This is a genomic window from Phyllobacterium calauticae, from assembly GCF_019991125.1.
GTDB lineage: Bacteria > Pseudomonadota > Alphaproteobacteria > Rhizobiales > Rhizobiaceae > Phyllobacterium > Phyllobacterium calauticae.
On record NZ_JAGENB010000002.1, the window covers coordinates 971,648 to 991,730 of the forward strand.

General features: G+C 58.1%; 21 protein-coding genes and 3 tRNA genes. 16 read left to right on the plus strand and 8 right to left on the minus strand.

Going from position 1 to position 20,083, the window contains the following annotated elements; all coding sequences use genetic code 11:
* Positions 1-52: 52 nt before the first annotated feature.
* Positions 53-439: a YkvA family protein gene (locus J1W56_RS10630; protein WP_223613235.1), complete on the minus strand. Its 387-nt coding sequence runs from the start codon at positions 437-439 to the stop codon at positions 53-55.
* Positions 440-678: 239 nt separating this feature from the next.
* Between J1W56_RS10630 and J1W56_RS10635 the strand changes: the two genes are divergently transcribed.
* Positions 679-969 (plus strand): hypothetical protein, encoded by a 291-nt coding sequence (locus J1W56_RS10635; protein WP_223613236.1) that lies wholly within the window; start codon positions 679-681, stop codon positions 967-969.
* A gap of 183 nt (positions 970-1,152) precedes the next feature.
* Here the strand turns inward: J1W56_RS10635 and J1W56_RS10640 are convergent, their stop codons facing one another.
* Positions 1,153-2,451 carry an Nramp family divalent metal transporter gene (locus J1W56_RS10640; RefSeq protein WP_226904658.1) on the minus strand — a complete coding sequence of 433 codons (1,299 nt, stop codon included), beginning with the start codon at positions 2,449-2,451 and terminating at the stop codon, positions 1,153-1,155.
* A 172-nt stretch (positions 2,452-2,623) separates the two neighbouring features.
* Here J1W56_RS10640 and J1W56_RS10645 point away from each other — a divergent pair, with 172 nt between their 5' ends.
* A complete protein-coding gene (locus tag J1W56_RS10645) occupies positions 2,624-3,436 on the plus strand; it encodes a class I SAM-dependent methyltransferase (RefSeq protein WP_223613238.1) in 813 nt (270 codons plus the stop codon).
* Between the two features lie 446 nt (positions 3,437-3,882).
* On the opposite strand, the gene J1W56_RS10650 is transcribed toward J1W56_RS10645, so the two are convergent.
* Positions 3,883-4,413 carry a cytochrome b gene (locus tag J1W56_RS10650; RefSeq protein WP_223613239.1) on the minus strand — a complete coding sequence of 177 codons (531 nt, stop codon included), beginning with the start codon at positions 4,411-4,413 and terminating at the stop codon, positions 3,883-3,885.
* A gap of 271 nt (positions 4,414-4,684) precedes the next feature.
* Here J1W56_RS10650 and J1W56_RS10655 point away from each other — a divergent pair, with 271 nt between their 5' ends.
* Positions 4,685-5,206 (plus strand): cupin domain-containing protein, encoded by a 522-nt coding sequence (locus J1W56_RS10655; RefSeq protein ID WP_223613240.1) that lies wholly within the window; start codon positions 4,685-4,687, stop codon positions 5,204-5,206.
* A 273-nt stretch (positions 5,207-5,479) separates the two neighbouring features.
* Positions 5,480-6,583, plus strand: coding sequence for an ABC transporter substrate-binding protein (locus J1W56_RS10660; RefSeq protein WP_374042637.1), 1,104 nt, complete (start codon positions 5,480-5,482; stop codon positions 6,581-6,583).
* A 97-nt stretch (positions 6,584-6,680) separates the two neighbouring features.
* Here J1W56_RS10660 and J1W56_RS10665 read toward each other — a convergent pair whose 3' ends face one another.
* Positions 6,681-7,256, minus strand: coding sequence for a transglycosylase SLT domain-containing protein (locus J1W56_RS10665; RefSeq protein ID WP_223613242.1), 576 nt, complete (start codon positions 7,254-7,256; stop codon positions 6,681-6,683).
* Positions 7,257-7,543: 287 nt separating this feature from the next.
* Between J1W56_RS10665 and J1W56_RS10670 the strand changes: the two genes are divergently transcribed.
* Both J1W56_RS10670 and J1W56_RS10675 read left to right on the plus strand, forming a co-directional pair.
* Positions 7,544-8,548, plus strand: coding sequence for an alpha/beta hydrolase (locus J1W56_RS10670; RefSeq protein WP_223613243.1), 1,005 nt, complete (start codon positions 7,544-7,546; stop codon positions 8,546-8,548).
* Between the two features lie 344 nt (positions 8,549-8,892).
* Positions 8,893-9,879, plus strand: coding sequence for a sterol desaturase family protein (locus J1W56_RS10675; RefSeq protein WP_223613244.1), 987 nt, complete (start codon positions 8,893-8,895; stop codon positions 9,877-9,879).
* 19 nt (positions 9,880-9,898) lie between these two features.
* Here the strand turns inward: J1W56_RS10675 and J1W56_RS10680 are convergent, their stop codons facing one another.
* The 3 genes from J1W56_RS10680 to rlmB all read right to left on the minus strand — a co-directional run bounded on the left by J1W56_RS10680 (position 9,899) and on the right by rlmB (position 12,077).
* Positions 9,899-10,489: a YceI family protein gene (locus J1W56_RS10680; RefSeq protein WP_223613245.1), complete on the minus strand. Its 591-nt coding sequence runs from the start codon at positions 10,487-10,489 to the stop codon at positions 9,899-9,901.
* Positions 10,486-11,100: a cytochrome b gene (locus J1W56_RS10685; RefSeq protein ID WP_223613246.1), complete on the minus strand. Its 615-nt coding sequence runs from the start codon at positions 11,098-11,100 to the stop codon at positions 10,486-10,488. The genes J1W56_RS10680 and J1W56_RS10685 overlap by 4 nt, the downstream gene beginning before the upstream one ends.
* 113 nt (positions 11,101-11,213) lie before the next feature.
* Positions 11,214-12,077 (minus strand): 23S rRNA (guanosine(2251)-2'-O)-methyltransferase RlmB, encoded by an 864-nt coding sequence (gene rlmB, locus J1W56_RS10690; RefSeq protein WP_223613247.1) that lies wholly within the window; start codon positions 12,075-12,077, stop codon positions 11,214-11,216.
* 260 nt (positions 12,078-12,337) lie between these two features.
* Between rlmB and J1W56_RS10695 the strand changes: the two genes are divergently transcribed.
* From J1W56_RS10695 to tuf, 3 genes are all read left to right on the plus strand, one after another.
* Positions 12,338-12,422: transfer RNA gene (locus J1W56_RS10695), tRNA-Tyr, on the plus strand.
* A gap of 122 nt (positions 12,423-12,544) precedes the next feature.
* Positions 12,545-12,618: transfer RNA gene (locus J1W56_RS10700), tRNA-Gly, on the plus strand.
* A gap of 239 nt (positions 12,619-12,857) precedes the next feature.
* Entirely contained in the window at positions 12,858-14,033 is a 1,176-nt protein-coding gene (tuf, locus tag J1W56_RS10705; protein ID WP_223613248.1) for an elongation factor Tu, read from the plus strand.
* Positions 14,034-14,205: 172 nt separating this feature from the next.
* Here the strand turns inward: tuf and J1W56_RS10710 are convergent, their stop codons facing one another.
* Complete coding sequence (locus tag J1W56_RS10710; protein WP_223613249.1) at positions 14,206-14,733, minus strand: STM3941 family protein; 528 nt, start codon at positions 14,731-14,733, stop codon at positions 14,206-14,208.
* A gap of 319 nt (positions 14,734-15,052) precedes the next feature.
* On the opposite strand from J1W56_RS10710, the gene J1W56_RS10715 reads away from it, so the two are divergent.
* From J1W56_RS10715 to rplA, 7 genes are all read left to right on the plus strand, one after another.
* Positions 15,053-16,000, plus strand: coding sequence for a COG3904 family protein (locus J1W56_RS10715; protein ID WP_223613250.1), 948 nt, complete (start codon positions 15,053-15,055; stop codon positions 15,998-16,000).
* Between the two features lie 74 nt (positions 16,001-16,074).
* Positions 16,075-17,361 carry a hypothetical protein gene (locus tag J1W56_RS10720; RefSeq protein ID WP_223613251.1) on the plus strand — a complete coding sequence of 429 codons (1,287 nt, stop codon included), beginning with the start codon at positions 16,075-16,077 and terminating at the stop codon, positions 17,359-17,361.
* Between the two features lie 144 nt (positions 17,362-17,505).
* Positions 17,506-17,581: transfer RNA gene (locus tag J1W56_RS10725), tRNA-Trp, on the plus strand.
* A 225-nt stretch (positions 17,582-17,806) separates the two neighbouring features.
* On the plus strand, positions 17,807-18,007 hold the full coding sequence (secE, locus tag J1W56_RS10730; protein ID WP_091886799.1) for a preprotein translocase subunit SecE: 201 nt from the start codon (positions 17,807-17,809) through the stop codon (positions 18,005-18,007).
* A 23-nt stretch (positions 18,008-18,030) separates the two neighbouring features.
* A complete protein-coding gene (gene nusG / locus J1W56_RS10735; RefSeq protein ID WP_223613252.1) occupies positions 18,031-18,561 on the plus strand; it encodes a transcription termination/antitermination protein NusG in 531 nt (176 codons plus the stop codon).
* A 138-nt stretch (positions 18,562-18,699) separates the two neighbouring features.
* The gene (gene rplK / locus J1W56_RS10740) at positions 18,700-19,128 is read left to right on the plus strand and encodes a 50S ribosomal protein L11 (RefSeq protein ID WP_223613253.1); all 429 of its coding nucleotides are present in this window, start codon (positions 18,700-18,702) and stop codon (positions 19,126-19,128) included.
* A gap of 4 nt (positions 19,129-19,132) precedes the next feature.
* Positions 19,133-19,831 carry a 50S ribosomal protein L1 gene (gene rplA / locus J1W56_RS10745; protein ID WP_182552812.1) on the plus strand — a complete coding sequence of 233 codons (699 nt, stop codon included), beginning with the start codon at positions 19,133-19,135 and terminating at the stop codon, positions 19,829-19,831.
* Positions 19,832-20,083: the final 252 nt, after the last annotated feature.

Below are 20,083 nucleotides of genomic sequence, written 5' to 3' on the forward strand. Positions count from 1 at the left end.
GGGATGTGAAGTGCGGGTCGAAGCGTTCTCCATCCGATCCGCGCCATAGGCCTTATCCCCGCCAATGGCTGTACGCGAACGCTCCAAGAGCCAGCGCAGCCAGAGCCCAAACCAGCAGAATGAATGCGAGGCCCGCCTTGCTCGTGGGGCGATCGGATCGCTCGTCGGCGGCGTGGCGGAATTCCTGCATCAACGGCGCCGGTATGAGTTTTATCGCCAGCAGGATACCGGCAGGGACAATCAAGAGATCATCCAGATATCCCACGACCGGGATGAAGTCGGGTATGAGATCGATCGGCGATAGGGCATAGGCCGCCACGAAACCCGCAATGACCTTTGCCAGCGTTGGTGTTCGCGGATCGCGCGCCGCGATCCAAAGCGCCACGACATCGCGCTTTATCCGCCGCGCCCATTGTTTGATATCCGTTGTCCAGGCCATCAGAGCAATTAGCAACGAATTTCAATCAATAGCTAGTCCATTTTGGCCATTCGCGGCATGGCCCGAGCAGAAGCGCAGATCATCAGATGGTGGTTCGACGCTTCGAGCTGCGATGCAATGCGGCAGCGACCAAACTGGGATCAAGTGAAACGTTGATCACCGTATCGCAATGCGGGCAGACAAACATCCCGCCGCGCAAATGCTTCGTGCCATCCACCAAATCAACCTGTTGAACAGTGATGGATGTCAGTTCGTGCGCGCACTTTGGGCATTTCCCGCTCGTCATTCGCTCTTCCCGTCTTTGGACGGATTTTGACACAACTCTGGCAAAAGCAAACCTATCCGATGAGGTGAAGACCTACATCGTTCAGGCACTGGCGGGCGATGCCGACTCCGGTCTGGCGCCTAAGTGGAAAACGACGTCTGAAGAGACCCTTGCATCCCCAAATTCCTTCCGGGGATCTGAAAGCCTGCTGCGGTGTGTTGGCACAGCACAGATCGCCGTGATGGGGCTTTTCGACAAGCCGTAACCGAGAGAACGCCGGGTGGATCGAACAGCACGTCTGCGGTCGTTGATTGATGTCGATGGACAAGGGCTTGAGATCGGCCCGAGCTACAATCCGCTGCTGCCGAAGTTTCGCGCAGGAGGGCTATCAGCCGTTTCTTTTCGCAACAATGACTGTTTAGCCGGGAAAGCTGTCATCGATCCGTGCTTACAGGAGTGATGTCACGATCATGCCGATCACGGCAGCAGCCATAACGGCCGTGGCCAGCCAGCCTATCCAGCAAAGCGGACCCTTTACGGTATTCTTCTTCATGATGTCGGTTCTGGCCGTCATCAACATCATCATCACCATGACCGGGACGGATACGATGCCATTGATGACGGCACTCCAGAACAATGCCTTGATGGGGTCGATGGGCGAAAAATCAACGAGAATGCCAATGAGTGTCGCCGCGGCAATGGTTGCGTAAAACGCCTTGGCTTCCTTCGGCTTGCGCGCAAGGCCGATCGGCCATTTGCGGGCTTCACCCAGGGCATAGGCCGCCGATCCCGCCAGCACAGGAATGGCAAGCAGGCCGGTTCCAATGATGCCCAGCGCAAAGATCGTGAAGGCAAACTGGCCGGCAATCGGTTTGAGTGCCTCTGCTGCCTCAGCCGATGTCTGTATGTCTGTCTTTCCGGTCACGTGCAGCGTTGCTGCAGTCGTCACCATGATGGCCAGGGCGACCAGGCTCGAGAAGCCCATGCCGACATAGGTATCCCAGCGAATGCGATGGATGGCACCCTTCGACTGTTCCGGTGCATCAACGAGCGGCTGGCGGGACGCGCTCTCCCTTTCGTCTTCCACCTCCTGCGAGGCCTGCCAGAAGAAAAGATAGGGGCTGATGGTTGTGCCCAGAATGGCCACGACCGTCGTCCAGAATGCCGTGTCTGCCGAAAAGGTGGGAATAAAGAGCCCGCGCGCCAGCTCTGCGTAGGGGATTTTCACGACCATGACCGTCCCGAAATAGGCGAACAGCGAAAATGTCAGCCATTTCAACACGGAGACATAGCGGGTGTACTGCAGGAATATCTGCAGGCAGGCGCTGAAAATCGCGAACAGAACCACATAAAGTGCGACCTTGCCGCCGATGAGCAATCCGACCGCGTCGCCCATAGCCCCGAGATCGGCACCGATGTTGATCGTATTGGCAATGAAGAGCAGGGCGACGATGGCCGGCAAAATCCAGGGAGGATAATATGTACGCAGATTTGTCGCGATGCCATGGCCCGTCGTGCGTCCTATCCGGGCGCTGATTTCCTGAATGGCGGCCATCAGCGGATAGCTGAACAGCATGGTCCATGTTATCGCAAATCCGAATTGCGCGCCGGCCTGAGAATACGTGGCGATACCGCTGGGATCGTCATCCGCCGCACCGGTAATAAGGCCCGGTCCCAATACGCTCAGAAGCTTTGACTTCGATGTTCCCGCTGCTGGATCCTTTTCCGGATCCCTTGTTTTCTTCAACACGACGATATTCTCCCGAAATGGCCGCTTCAACGGCACACAGCAACGGGCAAAACAGGAATTGGTTCCTTGACGGGAACGACGCATGGCCGCTGATGGCATCAGCGGCTCAACCGATGTATAGTTCTGATTGTTGGCCATCGGAGCCTGAGGCGCGACAGGATCATCACCTATGCCTGCCATGGACAAGCTGTTCGCGGGATCCATCCCCGAGATTTACGACACCTGTCTGGTGCCTCTCATCTTTCAGGCCTATGCAACTGACCTGGCCCGGCGGGCCGCAGGCGCTGCTCCTGCCGACGTTCTGGAAACGGCGGCGGGAACCGGCGTCGTCACGCGTGCACTGGCTCCGCTTCTCGACGCGAGAGCCAGTTACATCGTCAGCGATCTCAACCAGCCTATGCTCGACAGAGCTGCCATCCGGCAGGGACAGGACGGACGCATCACCTGGCGACAGGCGGACGCGCTTTGCCTGCCCTTCGAGCAGGAGAGTTTCGACGCGGTTGTCTGTCAGTTTGGCGCGATGTTCTTCCCCGACAGGGTCTCCGGCTATCGGGAGGCGCTTCGCGTCCTTAAACTTGGCGGCCGCTTTCTCTTCAACGTGTGGGATCGCATCGAGGAAAACGATTTTGCCCGCATCGTCACGGATGCTGCATCCGCCGTTTTCCCCAGCGATCCCCCCCGGTTCCTCGCCCGGACGCCGCACGGCTATCACGATGTCGGGCTGATCGAAGCAGAATTGCGCATGGCGGGCTTCACAGCCATCGAGATCATGACGCTTCAACACCGAAGCGATGCGCCAAGCGCCCGCAGCGCGGCGATTGCCTACTGCCAAGGCACGCCACTGCGCAACGAAATCGAAGCCCGCGACCCGAAGGCCTTGCAGACCGTTACCGACCGTGCCGCCGAAGCGATTGCGAAGCAGTATGGCGATGGGCCGGTTTCCGGAAAAATCCAGGCGCATATCGTTGTTGCACGGGCCTAGCGGATCGAGTCCCAGCGTTTGCCGCAGCCTTTCGTCACTGGCGCGTCACGCCGGATTTGCTTTTGTCGGTCCTGGAGTGGACAGACATGATCGTCTCAAGAACTGAAGAATAGGGGATCATGCCCCAGTCCACTGTCGAGAATGTGGTGCATTGATCTGACGATGAAGCAAAGTGCTGGAAAAGCGCGTGCTGGAATAAATTAGGGCCCTCGTGTGTCTCCAGACGCGAGGGCTTTTTATCTTTCTGGGGTTTCAGGTTTAAAACCAGCTCTGCCACCGCCCCGTATTGCCGCCGCTGGAGAAAAGCGGGTTCGCGTGTGCTGCGCGGCGCCGAAGTTCTCAACAGGGTGAGCGTGGCTTAGCCCACGGCACGACCACCCAATGGCGCAAATCCTATGACATGGAACGATGCCACCGCAGATGTTCGCGTGATCCGCCCTGGCGGATCACGGCAGCATTCGCTGCATCACCTCATCCCCGCGGATGAAGCGGTGCCAAAGTGCGGCCAGGGCATGAATGCCGGCCAGGATGAGTATTCCGTTGGCGCAAAGGCTGTGCAGTTCCCTGATCGATCGCGCGGTTTCCCTGTTGGGAACAAATGGCGTGGGAATGGTGAAGAGGCCGAAGAAGCTCAAGGCGTCGCCTCTGAACCAGGTGAGCAATATGCCAAGGACCGGAATGGCGATCAGCAAGGCGTAGAGCAAAAGATGCCCGACCTTTGCCAACGGACGCTCAAGGCCTGTCATCGAAGGCGGAAGCTCCGGGGCGCCGCGCGCGACACGCAAAGCCACCCGCCAGAACACGAGTGCGGCGAGCAGCAAGCCGAATGAGATATGCAGCCACCACGCCAGGGCCCTCTTGGGATCACCTCTCGGAAAGAGATCGTTGCCATAGGTCAGCGCATAAATCAGCAGGACCAGAACGAACAGCGACCAGTGCAGGGTCTTCTGCATCGGTGAATATCCATTGACCGCCATGGAAGGTACTCCACTTTATAATCATTCTAATGTTTCTACATTGGCGTGAAACGCGGTGCGGCGGCAACGGTTTTTTTCTTAACGATTCGTAAGGTTCGGAGCCGCTGCTTTCCGCCCGCGGTCCATCGTCCGGCAGACATCCGCATATGCTGTGCATGCGCATCCTGCCATCGTCAGACGGCTTGAAACCGGATAGCCGCTCCCATACCATTCCGCCCAGATTCATGAACACACGACCCGTTTGCGCCGTTTGTTCCATCGGGAGTTTGACATGACAACGAAAGACCGGCCGTCCTGTGTTGCGCATTGGTCCGAGATCGAAGGGACTGATGAAAACCACTACAAGGGTGATGACGAATTGCTCGCCATCAACGCGGCTTTCGGTCGGCATTTCGGGCTCGGCAGGATCGGCATTCATCACCAGCGCCTCCTGCCGGGGCGGCGGACATCTTTCCCGCATGCCGAGAGCGCGGAAGAGGAGTTCGTCTACGTCATCGAGGGCACGCCCGATGTCTGGCTGGACGGCGAACTCTGCCGGTTGAAGGCGGGCGATGCTGTTGGTTTTCCGGCGGGCACCGGAATTGCCCATAGTTTTCTCAACAATACCGAGGAGGAAGTCCGTCTTCTCGTGGTTGGCGAAACACCGAAACCGGAGAATCTGATCTTTTATCCGCGCCATCCCGAGCGGAAGGCATTGCGTTCCGACTGGTGGGACAATCCGCCCGAGCGCCCGTTGGGCGACCACGACGGCATGACGGACAAAGTCCGTATTTGGAAAGCGCGGAACGTGTAGACGGGCTTCCCGACCGCGGGAAGAAGAGAACGCAAAGCACGTTCCTGCAAAAGTACTTGCTGATCATGGGGATTTCCGGAAAAACGCGTGAAATCCGCAGTCGGCATGCGCCGGGAAAGCCGCTGTATTGTTCCGATAAACCGGGCCAGATTTTTCATACTAAATGAGCATTGGCGGGACGTGGCATTTCATTTTTACTTATAGTACGGTTCGCTCGTCCTTGCGGACCATTGAAGAAAAATGAGGGGAAAAACCATGTCTTTGAAGAGAATAATGCAGGCTGCGTTACTGAGCGTTGCTTTGGGCGCTCCAGTCGCCTTGGCCGATGATCTGAAGATCGCGGTCGCAGGCCCGATGACCGGCCAGCTTGCCAATATCGGTGACCAGTTCAAGCAGGGCGCACAGGCCGCAGCCGCCGCGATCAACGAAAAGGGCGGCATCAAGGGACGGCAGATCAAACTGGTGTTCGAAGATGACGTCTGCGATCCGAAGCAGGCCGTTTCGATTGCCAACCGTATTGTCGGCGAAGGGATCAAGTTCGTCGATGGTCATGCATGCTCGGGTTCCAGCATCCCCGCGTCGGCGGTTTATGCCGAGGCTGGCGTGCTCATGATGACACCGGCGTCGTCCAACCCCGACCTGACCGATGCCGCAGCGAAAAAGGGCTGGTCGACGATCATGCGCCTCTATACGCGCGACGATGGCCAGGGTGAATTTGTCGGCCCATGGATCGCCAAGACATACAAGGGCAAGCGCGTCGTGATCCTGCATGACAAGGGCGCCTATGGTAAGGGCCTCGCCGATGCGGTGAAAGCCAAGATGAACGAGAGCGGGCTGAAGGAAGTGCTGTATGACGGCATCAACGCCGGCGACAAGGATTATTCGGCGCTCATCACCAAGCTGAAGGAAGCAAAGGCCGATTTCGTCTATTTCGGCGGCTATCATCCCGAAGCGGGCCTCATCCTGCGTCAGGCGGCCGACCAGAACTTCAAGTTCCAGCTGATGATGGGCGATGCGATTGCCTCGCCGGAATTCTGGGCGGTGGCAGGCCCGGCAGGCGAGGGTGTGATGTTCACATTCCCGGCCAATCCGCAGGCCCGGCCTGAGGCGAAAGCGGCGGTTGAGAAGATCAAGGCCAGCGGCTTCACGCCGGATGGTTTCACGCTTTTCTCCTACGCGGTTGTTGAAGCTTTCGCACAGGGCATCGATCGTGCCGGCAGCGATGATCCGGTCAAGGTTGCCGCGGCGCTCAAGGATGGAAAGCCGGTCAATACGGTCATTGGCTCGGTGGTTTTCGATGAGAAGGGCGATATCAAAGATGCCAAATATGACATCAATATCTGGCACAACGGTGCTTACTCGGCGATGAAGCCGTAAGACAGCAAGGGGCAGGCGGTCGTTTCGTCCACCTGTACCGGTCAAAATGAAAACGGGCGCCTCGGGCGCCCGTTTTCCTTGGCAAACAAGACGTGTTCTACAGTCCGCAGCTCTGCATCTGCGCGGCGTACCGGCTTGCCATGGCGGCCGTGCGCCGCGCCGCCCGGTCGACACCCGGCCTGTTGCGCCATGTTCCGCGGGCATATTCCTTGGGACCGGCATAATAGGCGGCGTAGAGATTGTAGGCGTCGTTGAGCGGGATGCCGTTCTTCTTGTTGCTTTGCGCGTGATACCAGCCGACGAAATACACCGCATCGGCAAAACTGGTGCGGCCGCTGCCATAACGTCCGGTGCTGCGCTGGAATTCCGCCCAGGTGCCGTCAAGCGCCTGCGAGTAGCCGTAGGCGCTTGAGGGGCGCGTCCAGGGAATGAAGCCGAGCAATTTGGTGCGTGGTGGCCTTGCCCGGGCCTGAAAGCCGGATTCGGTGTTGATCGTGGCCATGAGAATGGGAACCGGCACGCCATATTGCGCTTCCGCGCCCTTGGCGTAGGAATACCAATTGTTGAAGAAGCCGTCCTTTTGATCGAATACGGCGCAAACATTGCTGGTCTGGGTGGGCGCCGAGGCGCAGCCTGCCAGCAACAACAAGGGTATCATCATGATGCGGCGCATGGGCAAGTCCTTTGTCTTGCCCAACCAACTAGTCCTCAATTCCTAACGGAATCTTACCAAATGGCCTCGGGGGCCGATCACATTCGATCAAATTTGATGTGACAATTTATTGTTTCTTAAACGCTGCCTGCCGCCGCGCGAACAGGGACGGCACGGGGTGAGGCGGTGCCCCGATGTATCCCGGCGAGAAAGAGGCTTGCCTTCGTGCCGCAGCGGGATCACGTTTGGCCGGGCGAATCCGTTCCATGCAATGGAAGTCGCCGGTCACCATTCCAGAGGTTTTCCCCATGCGTGCCACCCATCATCCCGCCGGAACCGTGCATCGACTGATCATCGACGGTGTTTCCCTTCGCAACAATCTGCTGGGCGATCCGACCGCTCGCGTGGTCGATGTCTATGTGCCCGCCGGGCATGACGGCACCGGTCTGCCGCTGCTTGTCGATCTTGTGGGGTTCACCGCCGGCGGTCCCGCGCACACCAACTGGAAGGGTTTTGGCGAGAACGTTCCGGAACGGCTTGACCGGCTGATCGGTTCGGGCGCCATGCCTCCGGTCGTCGTTGCCTTCCCGGACTGCTTTACCCGGCTCGGCGGCAACCAGTACATCAACAGCGCGGCAATGGGCAATTGGGAGGATTTTCTCATCGACGAGATGCTGCCGGCGGTCGAAGGGCGGTTCCGCTGCGGCGGTGACGGCAAGCGCGGGGTTTTCGGCAAGAGTTCAGGCGGCTATGGCACGCACGTGCATGCCATGCGGCGGTCCGATATCTGGTCTGCGGCGGCAAGCCACTCCGGCGATGCGGGGTTTGAACAGCTTTATCTGCCGGAATTTCCCGGCGTGCTGCGGGCGCTTGCCGAACATGATCTCTCCATTGAAGCATGGATGAAGGCTTTCGAGGCGAAACCGAAAAAGAGCGACAGCGATACGCTGGTCATCATGATTTTGGCCCAGGCGGCAACATTCGATCCGGATCCGCAGGCCTTCCTGGGGCTGCGGCTGCCCGTCGATCTGGAAACCTGCGAACTGATCGAGGAGCGGTGGGCGAACTGGCTGGCCTGGGATCCGGCGCGGCTGGCGGAAACGCATGGTCACAATCTGGCGAAACGGAAAGCGGTTTATTTCGATTGCGGGACGAAGGACCAGTACAACATTCTCTACGGGTCGCGCCGGGTGCATCGGACGCTTGACCGGCTTGGCGTCGTTCACCGTTATGACGAGTTTGACGATAATCATTCGGCTGTCGATTATCGCATGGATGTAAGCCTGCCTTTTCTTGCAAAGGCCTTGAGCTGAGGCATCCGGCGACCCAGATAGGGTAGGCCGGACCGGGCAACCAGCATGGAGAGCAGCGCCAAGGCAACGCCGCCACGGGACGAAAGTTCCGGTTGGCAATCGGACAAACGGGGTTTTATGCAATGTTCTTGCAATCTAATGTGGTGACAACCCGATTGCGGCAGCAACCCGGTTTGATCTGCTGATCAGAATTTGACCGATGCCTCGCAACCTGCTTTTCAGATGAAGCGGCATCCTGCGGGCGCCAGAAATTGAGCCGATGAAAAACGACGTGAACCCATTATGACTGCGACAAACATCGAATACAGGTTGATAGCAATGATTCATGCCGGGGGGATAATCCTATGCTGATCCCCAGGAATTCATGGCTCTACGCAGCACTTTCCTATTCATTGTGGCCCTTGTTCTATTGCGTCGGTCTCGTCGGAACCTATGCGGCGTTTCAGACGCAAGCGCCGCTTCTGTGGTTCAATGTGGTGTATTTTTCGGTGGTGGCGCTCATTGCTGTCTTCGAACGGATCATGCCGTACGAGGAAACCTGGCTGAAACGCGACGGCGAAACCTTCAATGACATCGCCCATACGTTGCTGACAAAGGGCGCTGTGCAGATCGCCGCGGCCATTGGCGCATCGTTTCCCATGCTTGTGGCCATCGTCGCCCAGCCGGTGCTCAGCACGTCGGCACATATCTGGCCGAGCGCGTGGCCCTTGGCGATCCAGGTCGTCCTCGGCCTGATCATCGCCGAATTCGGGCTCTATATCGCGCACCGGCTGGCCCATGAAAAACTGGCACTCTGGCGGTTTCACGCCTTGCATCACAGTGTCGAGCGTTTGTGGGTGGTCAACACGGGCCGCTTCCATGTGATCGATTCGCTGTTCAAGATCGCTCTCAGCCAGATACCGCTCTATCTGCTCGGTGCACCGCTGCCGGTGTTCCTGTGGATCAGCGCCGTGACCGCGTTTACCGGGCTTTTGACCCATTGCAATGTCGACGTGCGCACCGGACCGCTTGACTGGATTCTCAGCACGCCACGGTTGCATCGCTGGCATCATTCCAAGGAATTGTCGGAAGGCAACACCAATTACGGTGAGAATCTGGTGCTGTGGGATCAGATTCTGGGGACCTATTTCAATCCGCCGCGGCCATCGCCTGTCGATATCGGCATCAGCGGCAAGGTGGCCAAGAGCTTTCTTGGCCAGCTGGCGCAACCCTTTTCGTCCAAGGGGGTCCGGCAGATTCTCGGTTATGCGCCGAAGAAGAGCGATGAGGCCGGAGCTTCATCGATCGCGGCGAAAGTACTCGCCGGCGACAAGGCCGGCGACAAGGATTGAGGCGGCTCTCGCCGGTTCATCAGCGCTGGCCGTGGATGGTCATGTTGAACTGCACGACATTCGAATAGATCGGCGTGCCGACATCCATGCCGTATCTGGAGCGCATTACCTTGCCTTCGACATGAAAGACGATGGCGTTGCGGTCATGGGTGGCAAGGCTGGCCTGGAAACTGGCCGGGCTGCTCTTGCCGCGGGCGGTCAATATTCCGTCGATTGTCGCCGTGTTTGGGCTGGTCTGGGTGATATGCGTTGACTTGAAGGTGACGGTTGGAAAGTTCTGCGCGTCGAACACCGCGTCGGAACGCAGAAAACTTTCGATCCGCGACTGGCCGGTGTTGACGCTTTCCGGAAACAGCGTGAACTCAATGCTCGACCGGCTGATATCGCCATTGTTCAAGGAGAATACGCCCGAGAACTTCTTGAAGTCGCCCGATATGCCGCCGCCGCCGATTTGCGCGACGACGAAGCCGATGCGGGACGATGCATCGATCTTGTAACGGCCTGCCACATCGGCCAGCGTGTCGGCATTTGCCAGTGCAGGCGCTATGGCAAGCAGAAGTGGTATGACGGCCTTGAGAACGGCACTGATGCAAGCCCGGGCGATTTTCATGATCGAGTATCCTTGTTTGCAATGCGCAGGGGATCGGTGCGCGATCGAACGGAAGCCGGGCGGCGTGCGCCGAGCATGCGCAGGAGGACAGTGTCCTTTTTCCAGAAGTGATGGTGCAGGGCTGCCAGAATGTGCGCGGCAGCAACAATGGCGGAGAGATAGGCGAGCCAGGCATGACTGGCCGTCCAGAATGCTTCGGCCTGATCCGAGATTGCCAGAGGCAAGGGCGGTATCACCAGCAGATTGAAAGCATAGGTCGGTATCTGCAAAGGCGAACTGGAGGCGAGCGCCCATCCGGTCAACGGAATGACAAAGAGGGCGACGTAGAGGAACGCGTGCGCCACATGCGCCGCGGCGCGTTCGATCCGGCTCATGCTGTCGGGCGCACGCGGTCGCGGATTTGCCATCCGCCAGAGAAGCCGCACGCCCGAGAGCAGCAGAATGAGAAAGCCCAGGGATTTGTGCCACTGGAAAAGGCTGAACTGCAGGGCGTAATTGCCGGTGCGGACCATCAGATAGCCCAGCAGAATCTGTCCAAGGAAAATGGCGGCAATGATCCAATGGAAGAGGATCGTCACCACGCCATAGGATTCCGCATCATTTCGCAGCATCGGTACACTCCATCGCACAAGCAGCCCCTGGGGAGGGGCTACCCTGATGTGGAATGAACACCGCAGCGGTGAAAATTATTCGGTCCGCCGATTCTTTTGTTCGGCGGCGCGGATTATCCGGCTTTTGTGCTCAGAAACCGCTGCGCCGCATACAGCGAGATGGCTGCGGCATTCGAAACATTGAGCGATTTGATCGCGCCGGGCATGTCGAGACGGGCGAGGTGGGTCACCGTTTCACGGGTCTTCTGCCGCAATCCCTTGCCTTCGGCGCCCAGAACCAGCGCGATGCGGTCATGCGCCATGGTTTTTTCGAGTTCGAGCGGGCCTTCCGAATCAAGACCGATGGTGGCAAAGCCGAGCTCGTGCAGTTCGTGGATGGCGTCGGCGAGGTTGCGCACCTCGATATGCGGAATGAGTTCAAGCGCGCCCGATGCGGCCTTGGCCAGGACGCCCGATTCCTGCGGGCTGTGGCGGGCGGTGGTCACGATGGCACCGGCACCGAAGGCAACGGCGGACCGCATGATCGCGCCGACATTGTGCGGATCGGTGACCTGGTCGAGAATCAGCAGGAGCTGGCTGTCTTTCAAAGCCTTCAGCGACTGGGTCTTCAGCGGCTTGACTTCGATCATGACGCCCTGATGCACGGCTTCGGAGCCGGTTTCCCGATCAATCGCACGCGGATCGACAATATCGACATCGAAGGGCAGGGCGGACGAATCAGCGATCTCCAGCCGGTCGAGGGCATTCTTCGTCACCAGCATGCGCTTGATCTGGCGCTGGGGGTTGTCCAGCGCGGCGCGCACCGTGTGCAGGCCGTACAGGCGCACGAGCCCTTCGGGCGCCTGTGTGCCTTCCGCAGCGGGCCGCGTGGGGCGCTGGGCCTGCGGCGGCCCTCCGGCCTTCTTGTCGCGAAACTGGCGGCGCAGCGTGGCATAGTGGGAATCTTTGGGTGTACGGGATGGTTTTTCTTCGCTCATGCCGCAACCTATAACCCTTCATGCCGCCCGGCGATATATGCTTCTTGGCGAAAATGCAGATGCTCCCGCTTTGATCGCCGTGGCCGTGCCGGCGAACGGCCGGGGACAATGATTTTCACAGGACCCGTCATTTTCTTCCGCAGACTGTTGACACCACGAAAGCTAGTCGGCATAAGGCCACCCGCAAGCCGCCGCTGGAAAACAAATCCGGCAGCTGGTTTTGCAGAGTGCCTGATGGCGCGGTTCTATCGGTAGTGACCGGAGGAGTGCCCGAGTGGTTAAAGGGGACGGACTGTAAATCCGTTAGCTTGGCTTACGTTGGTTCGAATCCAACCTCCTCCACCACTGCCGGAACCGAGCGCCTGATGCACAAGCCAAAACCGGAACTGGTTTTGGTATGGCTTGTGCGCCGTTGAAAATGTTACGGTGGTTCCAGTGCGTTTCGCACGCACGGCACTGTAATATGTGCGGGTATAGCTCAGTGGTAGAGCAGCAGCCTTCCAAGCTGAATATGCGGGTTCGATTCCCGCTACCCGCTCCAGATTTGCAAGAGCACCGCGTGCACGCGTGAGCGCGCAGGGGTGCTCTTCGATTTTTGTCTTGAGCATTGCACGCCGCTCATGTGTCCCCATATGAACGAGCATGAACAAGACGAAACCAATCCGATCCGGTTGATCAGACCGGGCGGGCGACTGAGCTGACGGACGGCTTGCTGTCTCGTCTGAGCTACAAACATGGTACCGGCCCTAGACCGGTTGTGATGACGAGAGAACGACAGCTATGGCTAAGAGCAAGTTTGAACGTAACAAGCCGCACGTCAACATCGGCACGATTGGTCACGTTGACCATGGCAAGACATCGTTGACGGCAGCGATTACGAAGTATTTCGGTGAATACAAGGCGTACGACCAGATCGACGCGGCACCGGAAGAAAAGGCGCGCGGCATCACCATTTCGACGGCGCACGTCGAGTACGAGACGGCCGCGCGCCACTACGCGCACGTCGATTGCCCCGGCCACGCCGACTATGTGAAGAACATGATCACCGGTGCGGCGCAGATGGACGGCGCGATCCTGGTTGTATCGGCTGCCGACGGCCCGATGCCGCAGACGCGCGAGCACATCCTGCTGGCCCGTCAGGTTGGCGTTCCGGCGATCGTGGTTTTCCTGAACAAGGTCGACCAGGTTGACGATGCCGAGCTTCTGGAACTGGTTGAACTGGAAGTGCGCGAGCTTCTGTCGAAGTACGACTTCCCGGGCGACGATGTGCCGATCGTCAAGGGTTCGGCGCTGGCCGCACTGGAAGATTCCAACAAGGAAATCGGCGAAGACGCCGTGCGCGCGCTGATGGCGGAAGTCGACAAGTACATCCCGACACCGGAGCGTCCGGTTGACCAGCCGTTCCTGATGCCGATCGAAGACGTTTTCTCGATCTCGGGTCGTGGTACGGTTGTGACGGGCCGCGTTGAACGCGGTATCGTCAAGGTTGGTGAAGAAGTTGAAATCATCGGCATCAAGCCGACGACGAAGACGACGGTGACCGGCGTTGAAATGTTCCGCAAGCTGCTCGACCAGGGCCAGGCCGGCGACAACATCGGCGCGCTGATCCGCGGCGTTGGCCGTGAAGACGTCGAACGCGGCCAGATCCTTGCCAAGCCAGGTTCGGTCAAGCCGCACACGAAGTTCAAGGCAGAAGCCTATATCCTGACGAAGGACGAAGGTGGCCGTCATACGCCGTTCTTCTCCAACTACCGTCCGCAGTTCTACTTCCGCACGACCGACGTGACGGGCGTGGTGACGCTGCCGGAAGGCACGGAAATGGTCATGCCCGGCGACAACATCTCGGTTGATGTGACGCTGATCGTGCCGATCGCAATGGAAGAGAAGCTGCGCTTCGCTATCCGTGAAGGTGGCCGCACGGTTGGCGCAGGGATTGTTGCTTCGATCATCGAGTGATCGAAGCAATCCCGTTGCGACCAACCGCACTAAAAGTTGCGAGGCAAAGCCTCGCGGCAGGTGCAGGCATCGTCGCTTCGATCATCGAGTAATTGTCGCAAGACAAGTTGAATACGGAAAAGGCGGCCAGTGGCCGCCTTTTTTGTTTGCCTGCAGCTATTGCCTGATGAAATCAGACGGATTTCGGTTTGCCGTAGGTGCGATGGTAAGCGGCAACGAGTTCGAACAGGCGATCGAAGTCGATCGACAGGACCCGGCCATCGATGTAGATGCCCTTCGGCATGCGGAACAGCGATGCCCGGACGATCCTCGATTTGATGCCCCGACCGAGCTGATCCACCTGATGGGGATCGATACCCAGTACGATTGTCTGTTCGCGGTTGTCATTCCATGACGCCACGTCGTTGATGTTCTTCCAGGGAATGGTCTCGTCGGCCAGGCGCCTGTCGCACAGGCCTTCCGGCGAGATGGTGATCGCATCGCGGGTCTTGAGCAGCCGCCAGACCAGGCGGGCCGTCAGAAGCGGGAAAACCACCGAACCGGCACAGGCGATGTACTCGATCAGGTTTTCCGGCTCACTGCCGAGCAATTCATAGATAACGACCCCGATTGAATAGAATGACAGCATGCTCGTCATGGCAATATGCTGCAATGGCTTCGAGAACGAGGATTTGATTTTGATCGTTTGGCGCGCGTCCATTTTGATCTCTTTCGCCAATCCCCGTGACCGCCGGTCGATGCCGGGCCCGGTCGCGGGAAGGGACAGGTTGAATTCACGAAAATGTGATGACGTAAATGCATGACGTGAGCATGACAATCCTATGACGCGTCAATTCACACTTTGTTTCAATTGTATACTTATCGGGATCGCGGCGCTTCAACGCGCCTGCGGCGAAAGGACAACCGCTTTCTGTTTACCCGTCCGGACCCTTGGTCTATCCTTGCCACAACAGAGCATATTGGCTCCAAGGATACCGCCGCGATCCGGCAGCGGGCGATTGGCAGTTATCGGGATTGACATGTTTGGTTATCGTTTGGCCGGATGCAGCGTTCTTTCAGGCATGGCTGCCTGTGTTCTCCTGGCATTGGTGCTCCAACTGGCGCTTGTCGCGCCCGTTCTGGCGGGAAAGAAGCAGGCCGGGGCACCCGTCCTGCAGTCCATGCGCTTTGCCATTGTCCGCAGCGCGGTGCCCAGTTGCGAGCCCGCCTGTCCGGAATGGATATGGGCCTCCGGCACCATACTGGACGACACGCCGGCCAAGCTGCGCAAAATTCTGAAGGTCATGGGCAAACGGCGCCTGCCGATCATCATGGAATCGAATGGCGGCAATGTGGATGCGGCCATGCAGGTCGGCCGTATGATCCGCAAACGCGGCCTCGACATTGCCATCGGCAGAACCCGCTTTGAAGGATGCAGCCCCGACCAGAAGTGCAAGCCCGATCGGTATGCCGATGGGGCCTATGCCGGGTTTCCCTATCCGGCGGGCGCCTATTGCCTCTCCGCCTGTCCCTATATCTTCGCAGCGGGCGAAAAGCGTCTTGTCGGCCCCTGGGCCCTGATCGGCGTGCACCAGATCACGCAGGTCTATACGCAGACACGCATCACCTATGAGACGCGCTACCGGATGGTGAACGGGAAGAAGAAGATTCTTGATACCAAGATCGTCGGGCGCAAGCCTGCCGGCTCCTATGAACGCACCGATCTCAGCAAGGGATATCGCCAGAAGCTGCTCGCCTATTTCACCGGCATGGGCATCGACCCGGCCATTGTCGACCGGATGCTGTCGATTCCGGCCAAGGATATCTCGGTTCTGACGCAGGATGAACTGGTTGCGTTCAAGCTCGTGTCGGGAACAGGGGATGTCAGCGATCTCGCGGCCACGCGCATCTGCGAGCAGGAGCCCAAGGCCGCAAACTGTGTCGAGCTCAAATCTGCCGGTTCCAAGATTGTTTCGAGAATGGACTGATATTTCTGACACCCCATTGATAGCGAAGCCGTTCCGCTTATAGATAGGCAGGGGAATGGCTTGTGGGGAAGAGCATGGCGTTGACGAAAGTTGCGTTCGATGATTGCCGGTTGCGCTGCCACGATGGCTTTTCCCGTTTATTGATTGTTCTCAGCCTCGCTTTTGCTCTGTTTGCAGGTTTGACAACGGCGCTGCTTGCCGCGGATGCCGAACGGCCCGCATTGCCCGGCCCGGGCTCGACCAGCCAGCCATATGTTCCACCACCGCTCGGCCTTGCCTCGGGATCGGCAACGACGGTGCAACCGATCCTGCGCGATGCTGACCTGACCGGCCCGTCCTATAGCGCTCCAGGGCAATCCGCGCCCAGCACCGGTCCCTTCTGCGATATGTCATGCCCGGCATGGACGCCGGATCGCGCGTCCATTTGCAATCCGACGAAGAATTGTGTGGCGGGTGTGCCCGCCTATGCTCCGCTTTTTTCGCCGCAAGCGGGAAATATCCCCAGACCAGAACCGATCCAACCACTACCAGACACGTATCAGTCGAATCTTCTCGTGGCTGATAGTCCTATGGTGTTTGCGATTGTGCGCGCCGACGTGGAGGTTTGCAAACCGAATTGTCCGGAATGGATTGCGGCTACGGGGACGATCAAGCCCGATACGCCTGCAAAGCTGCGGAAAATCCTGAACCAGGCCGGCAAGCGGCGGCTGCCGCTTGTGATCGACTCGAGGGGAGGCGCCGTGAATGCCGCCATCGAGATGGGGCGGATCATCCGCAAGCGTGGTCTGGACGTTGCCATCGGCAAGACGATGTATTTGGGATGCACGCCAGGCCCGAAGAGTTGCAAACCCGATTTTGCCGATGGGGCTTACGCCGGTTATGCTTTTCCGGGCGGTGGGCTTTGTCTGTCCGCCTGTCCGTTTTTTGCCGCCGGCGGCTTAAAGCGATTGGCCGGATATGAGGCGCGGGTCGGGATTCACCAGATCACCACCACGGTCACAAATCTCATGATTACCTATCAGACGCGCTACAGGATCGTGAACGGCAAGAAGAAAATCATTGATCGAAAAGTTGTCAGCCGGAAACCTACCGGGACGTATGAAACCACGGAGGTGCGTAAAGGCTATCGCAAGCAACTCGTTGCCTATTTCGTGGAGATGGGCGTCAAACCCAGCCTCGTCGACCGGATGCTTGCCGTTTCCGCCAGCGATATCTACATACTGCAGTATAACGAGTTGTCGGATTTTAAATTTGCGACGGACGAGGGTGATTCTCGTGCATTCACTGCCGGCAGAATTTGCAACCGCGATCCAAAGCCCGGCAACTGTGTGGAACTGAAGCCTGTTTCACCGAAAGCCTGAGAAAAGGCAGCGGCTTTCATCTCTGCCGGCGCGGGAAAACCGTCAAATCTGCGCGTCACGCGACGAATCTCTCATAAAGCGGCGCGCGGCGGGAATAGGGGCTTGAAAAGCGTAGCGCTTTGTGGAATGTACGCCCCGGACTGTAGGGGAGTAGCTCAGTTGGTAGAGCGGCGGTCTCCAAAACCGTAGGTCGCAGGTTCGAATCCTGTCTCCCCTGCCACTCATAGTCTGCCCGCACACGATTGGATGGTGTGCTGACAGATGTTTGGAAAGAAACGAAACCGGGGACTTGTGTTTTACCGGAATCGGTTCTATGTAACATCAACAGACACGCGGTGCGTGGAGCTGAACGATCAGCTTTACGGGCCGTAATGGTGTGAACAAAGCGTGTTGTTACCATGACAACATATTGAGTTTACAACAACATGACACGCACGAGCGGTAAATGGCATCCAAGACAAACCCGATAAGTTTTTTTCAGCAAGTGCGCGCGGAAACGGCAAAGGTCACCTGGCCTTCACGCCGTGAGACGCTCATTTCCACCGCTATGGTGATGGTGATGGCGTTTTTTGCTGCGATTTTCTTCTTCGCAGCTGATCAGTTGATGGCCTTCGGGATTGATCTCGTTCTCGGTCTTGGTCGTTAACGCAGGCTGACAAGGAAATTTGAATGACCGCGCGCTGGTATATCGTTCACGCCTATTCGAACTTTGAAAAGAAGGTCGCCGAGTCGATCGAAGAAAAGGCGAGGCAGAAGGGTCTGTCGCATCTTTTCGAGAAGATTCTCGTGCCGACCGAAAAGGTGGTTGAAGTGCGCCGTGGCCGCAAGGTTGATGCTGAGCGCAAGTTCTTCCCAGGTTATGTCCTTGTTCGTGCCGATCTGACGGATGATGCGTATCATCTGATCAAGAATACGCCGAAAGTGACGGGTTTCCTCGGTTCCGACAACAAGCCGGTTGCGATTTCCGACAAGGAAGCCGATCGGATCCTGATGCAGGTTCAGGAAGGTGTCGAGCGTCCGAAGGCTTCGATCTCGTTCGAGATCGGCGAAAGCGTTCGTGTTGCCGACGGTCCGTTTGCTTCGTTCAACGGTGTCGTTCAGGAAGTCGACGAAGAGCGTTCGCGCCTCAAGGTGGAAGTTTCGATTTTCGGCCGCGCTACGCCGGTCGATCTGGAATTTGGCCAGGTCGAAAAGATCTGATCAATCGGCCGCCCGACGGGCGGCCAGCCACGTCAGTGGCGAATGGTGGGAGGTGAGGTGACCTTTAGCCGGGTCTTCAATCCGTACCACCAAACTGCAACCGCCGGTTTTCCGGCATAATGATAAGGCAGAGAAGTTATGGCTAAGAAAATTGCAGGCCAGCTCAAGCTGCAGGTTTCGGCAGGATCGGCAACGCCGTCTCCTCCCATCGGACCGGCACTTGGTCAGCGTGGCATCAACATTATGGAATTCTGCAAGGCCTTCAATGCGGCCACGCAGGAACTGGAAAAGGGCTCGCCCATTCCGGTCGTGATCACATACTATCAGGACAAGTCCTTCACTTTTGTGATGAAGACGCCGCCGGTGTCTTACTTCCTCAAGAAGGCTGCAAACCTGAAGTCCGGTTCGAAAGAGCCAGGCAAGGTGATTGCTGGCAAGATCTCGCGCGACAAGGTCCGTGAAATCGCGCAGGCGAAGATGAAAGACCTGAACGCAGCGGATGTCGAATCCGCCATGCGCATGGTCGAAGGTTCTGCCCGTTCGATGGGCCTGGAAGTGGTGGGCTGAGACGATGGCAAAAGTATCAAAGCGTGTAGCCAAGGTTCGTGAAGGCGTTGACCGCGAGAAGCTCTATGATCTGACTTCGGCTGTTGCCATGGTCAAGGAACGTGCCATTGCCAAGTTCGACGAGACGATCGAAGTATCGATGAACCTCGGCGTTGATCCCCGCCATGCGGACCAGATGGTTCGCGGCGTTGTCAATCTGCCGAACGGCACAGGCCGTACGGTTCGCGTTGCTGTTTTCGCTCGCGGCGACAAGGCTGAAGAAGCCAAGAAGGCCGGTGCTGACATTGTTGGCGCGGAAGATCTGTTCGAGATCGTCAATGGCGGCAAGATCGATTTCGATCGCTGCATTGCCACTCCGGACATGATGCCGCTCGTCGGTCGTCTCGGTAAGGTTCTCGGCCCGCGCGGCATGATGCCGAACCCGAAGGTCGGCACCGTAACGACGGATGTTACGGCGGCGGTCAAGGCTTCCAAGGGCGGCGCTGTCGAGTTCCGCGTCGAGAAGGCCGGTATCGTTCACGCCGGCGTCGGCAAGGCATCGTTCGATGTCAAGGCGCTGGAAGAAAACATCAAGGCATTCACCGATGCCGTCACCAAGGCAAAGCCGGCAGGCGCCAAGGGTGAATACGTCAAGCGCGTCGCGATTTCTTCGACGATGGGCGTTGGCGTCAAGGTTGATCCGTCGACTGTGCGCCCTGCGTAACAACCGACGTGAAGTCTCGGACCTAACCGTCCGGGTTTTAAAGAATTCCAGGCCTTTCGGGGCCTGGATAACCGGATGAAAGTCCGGTTATCCTGTCCGAGATTGCAGGTGGCTCGCCTTAATTGTCATGAGCCTGCATGAGACGTGGAACAGCTTTGTTAGGGTGGAAAAATCCACCGAGACAAGGTTCGAACCGTAGTTGCCTTTCGCTTGCAGCCGGATTTCCGGCGAAGCAGGGGGGACAGGATCCTC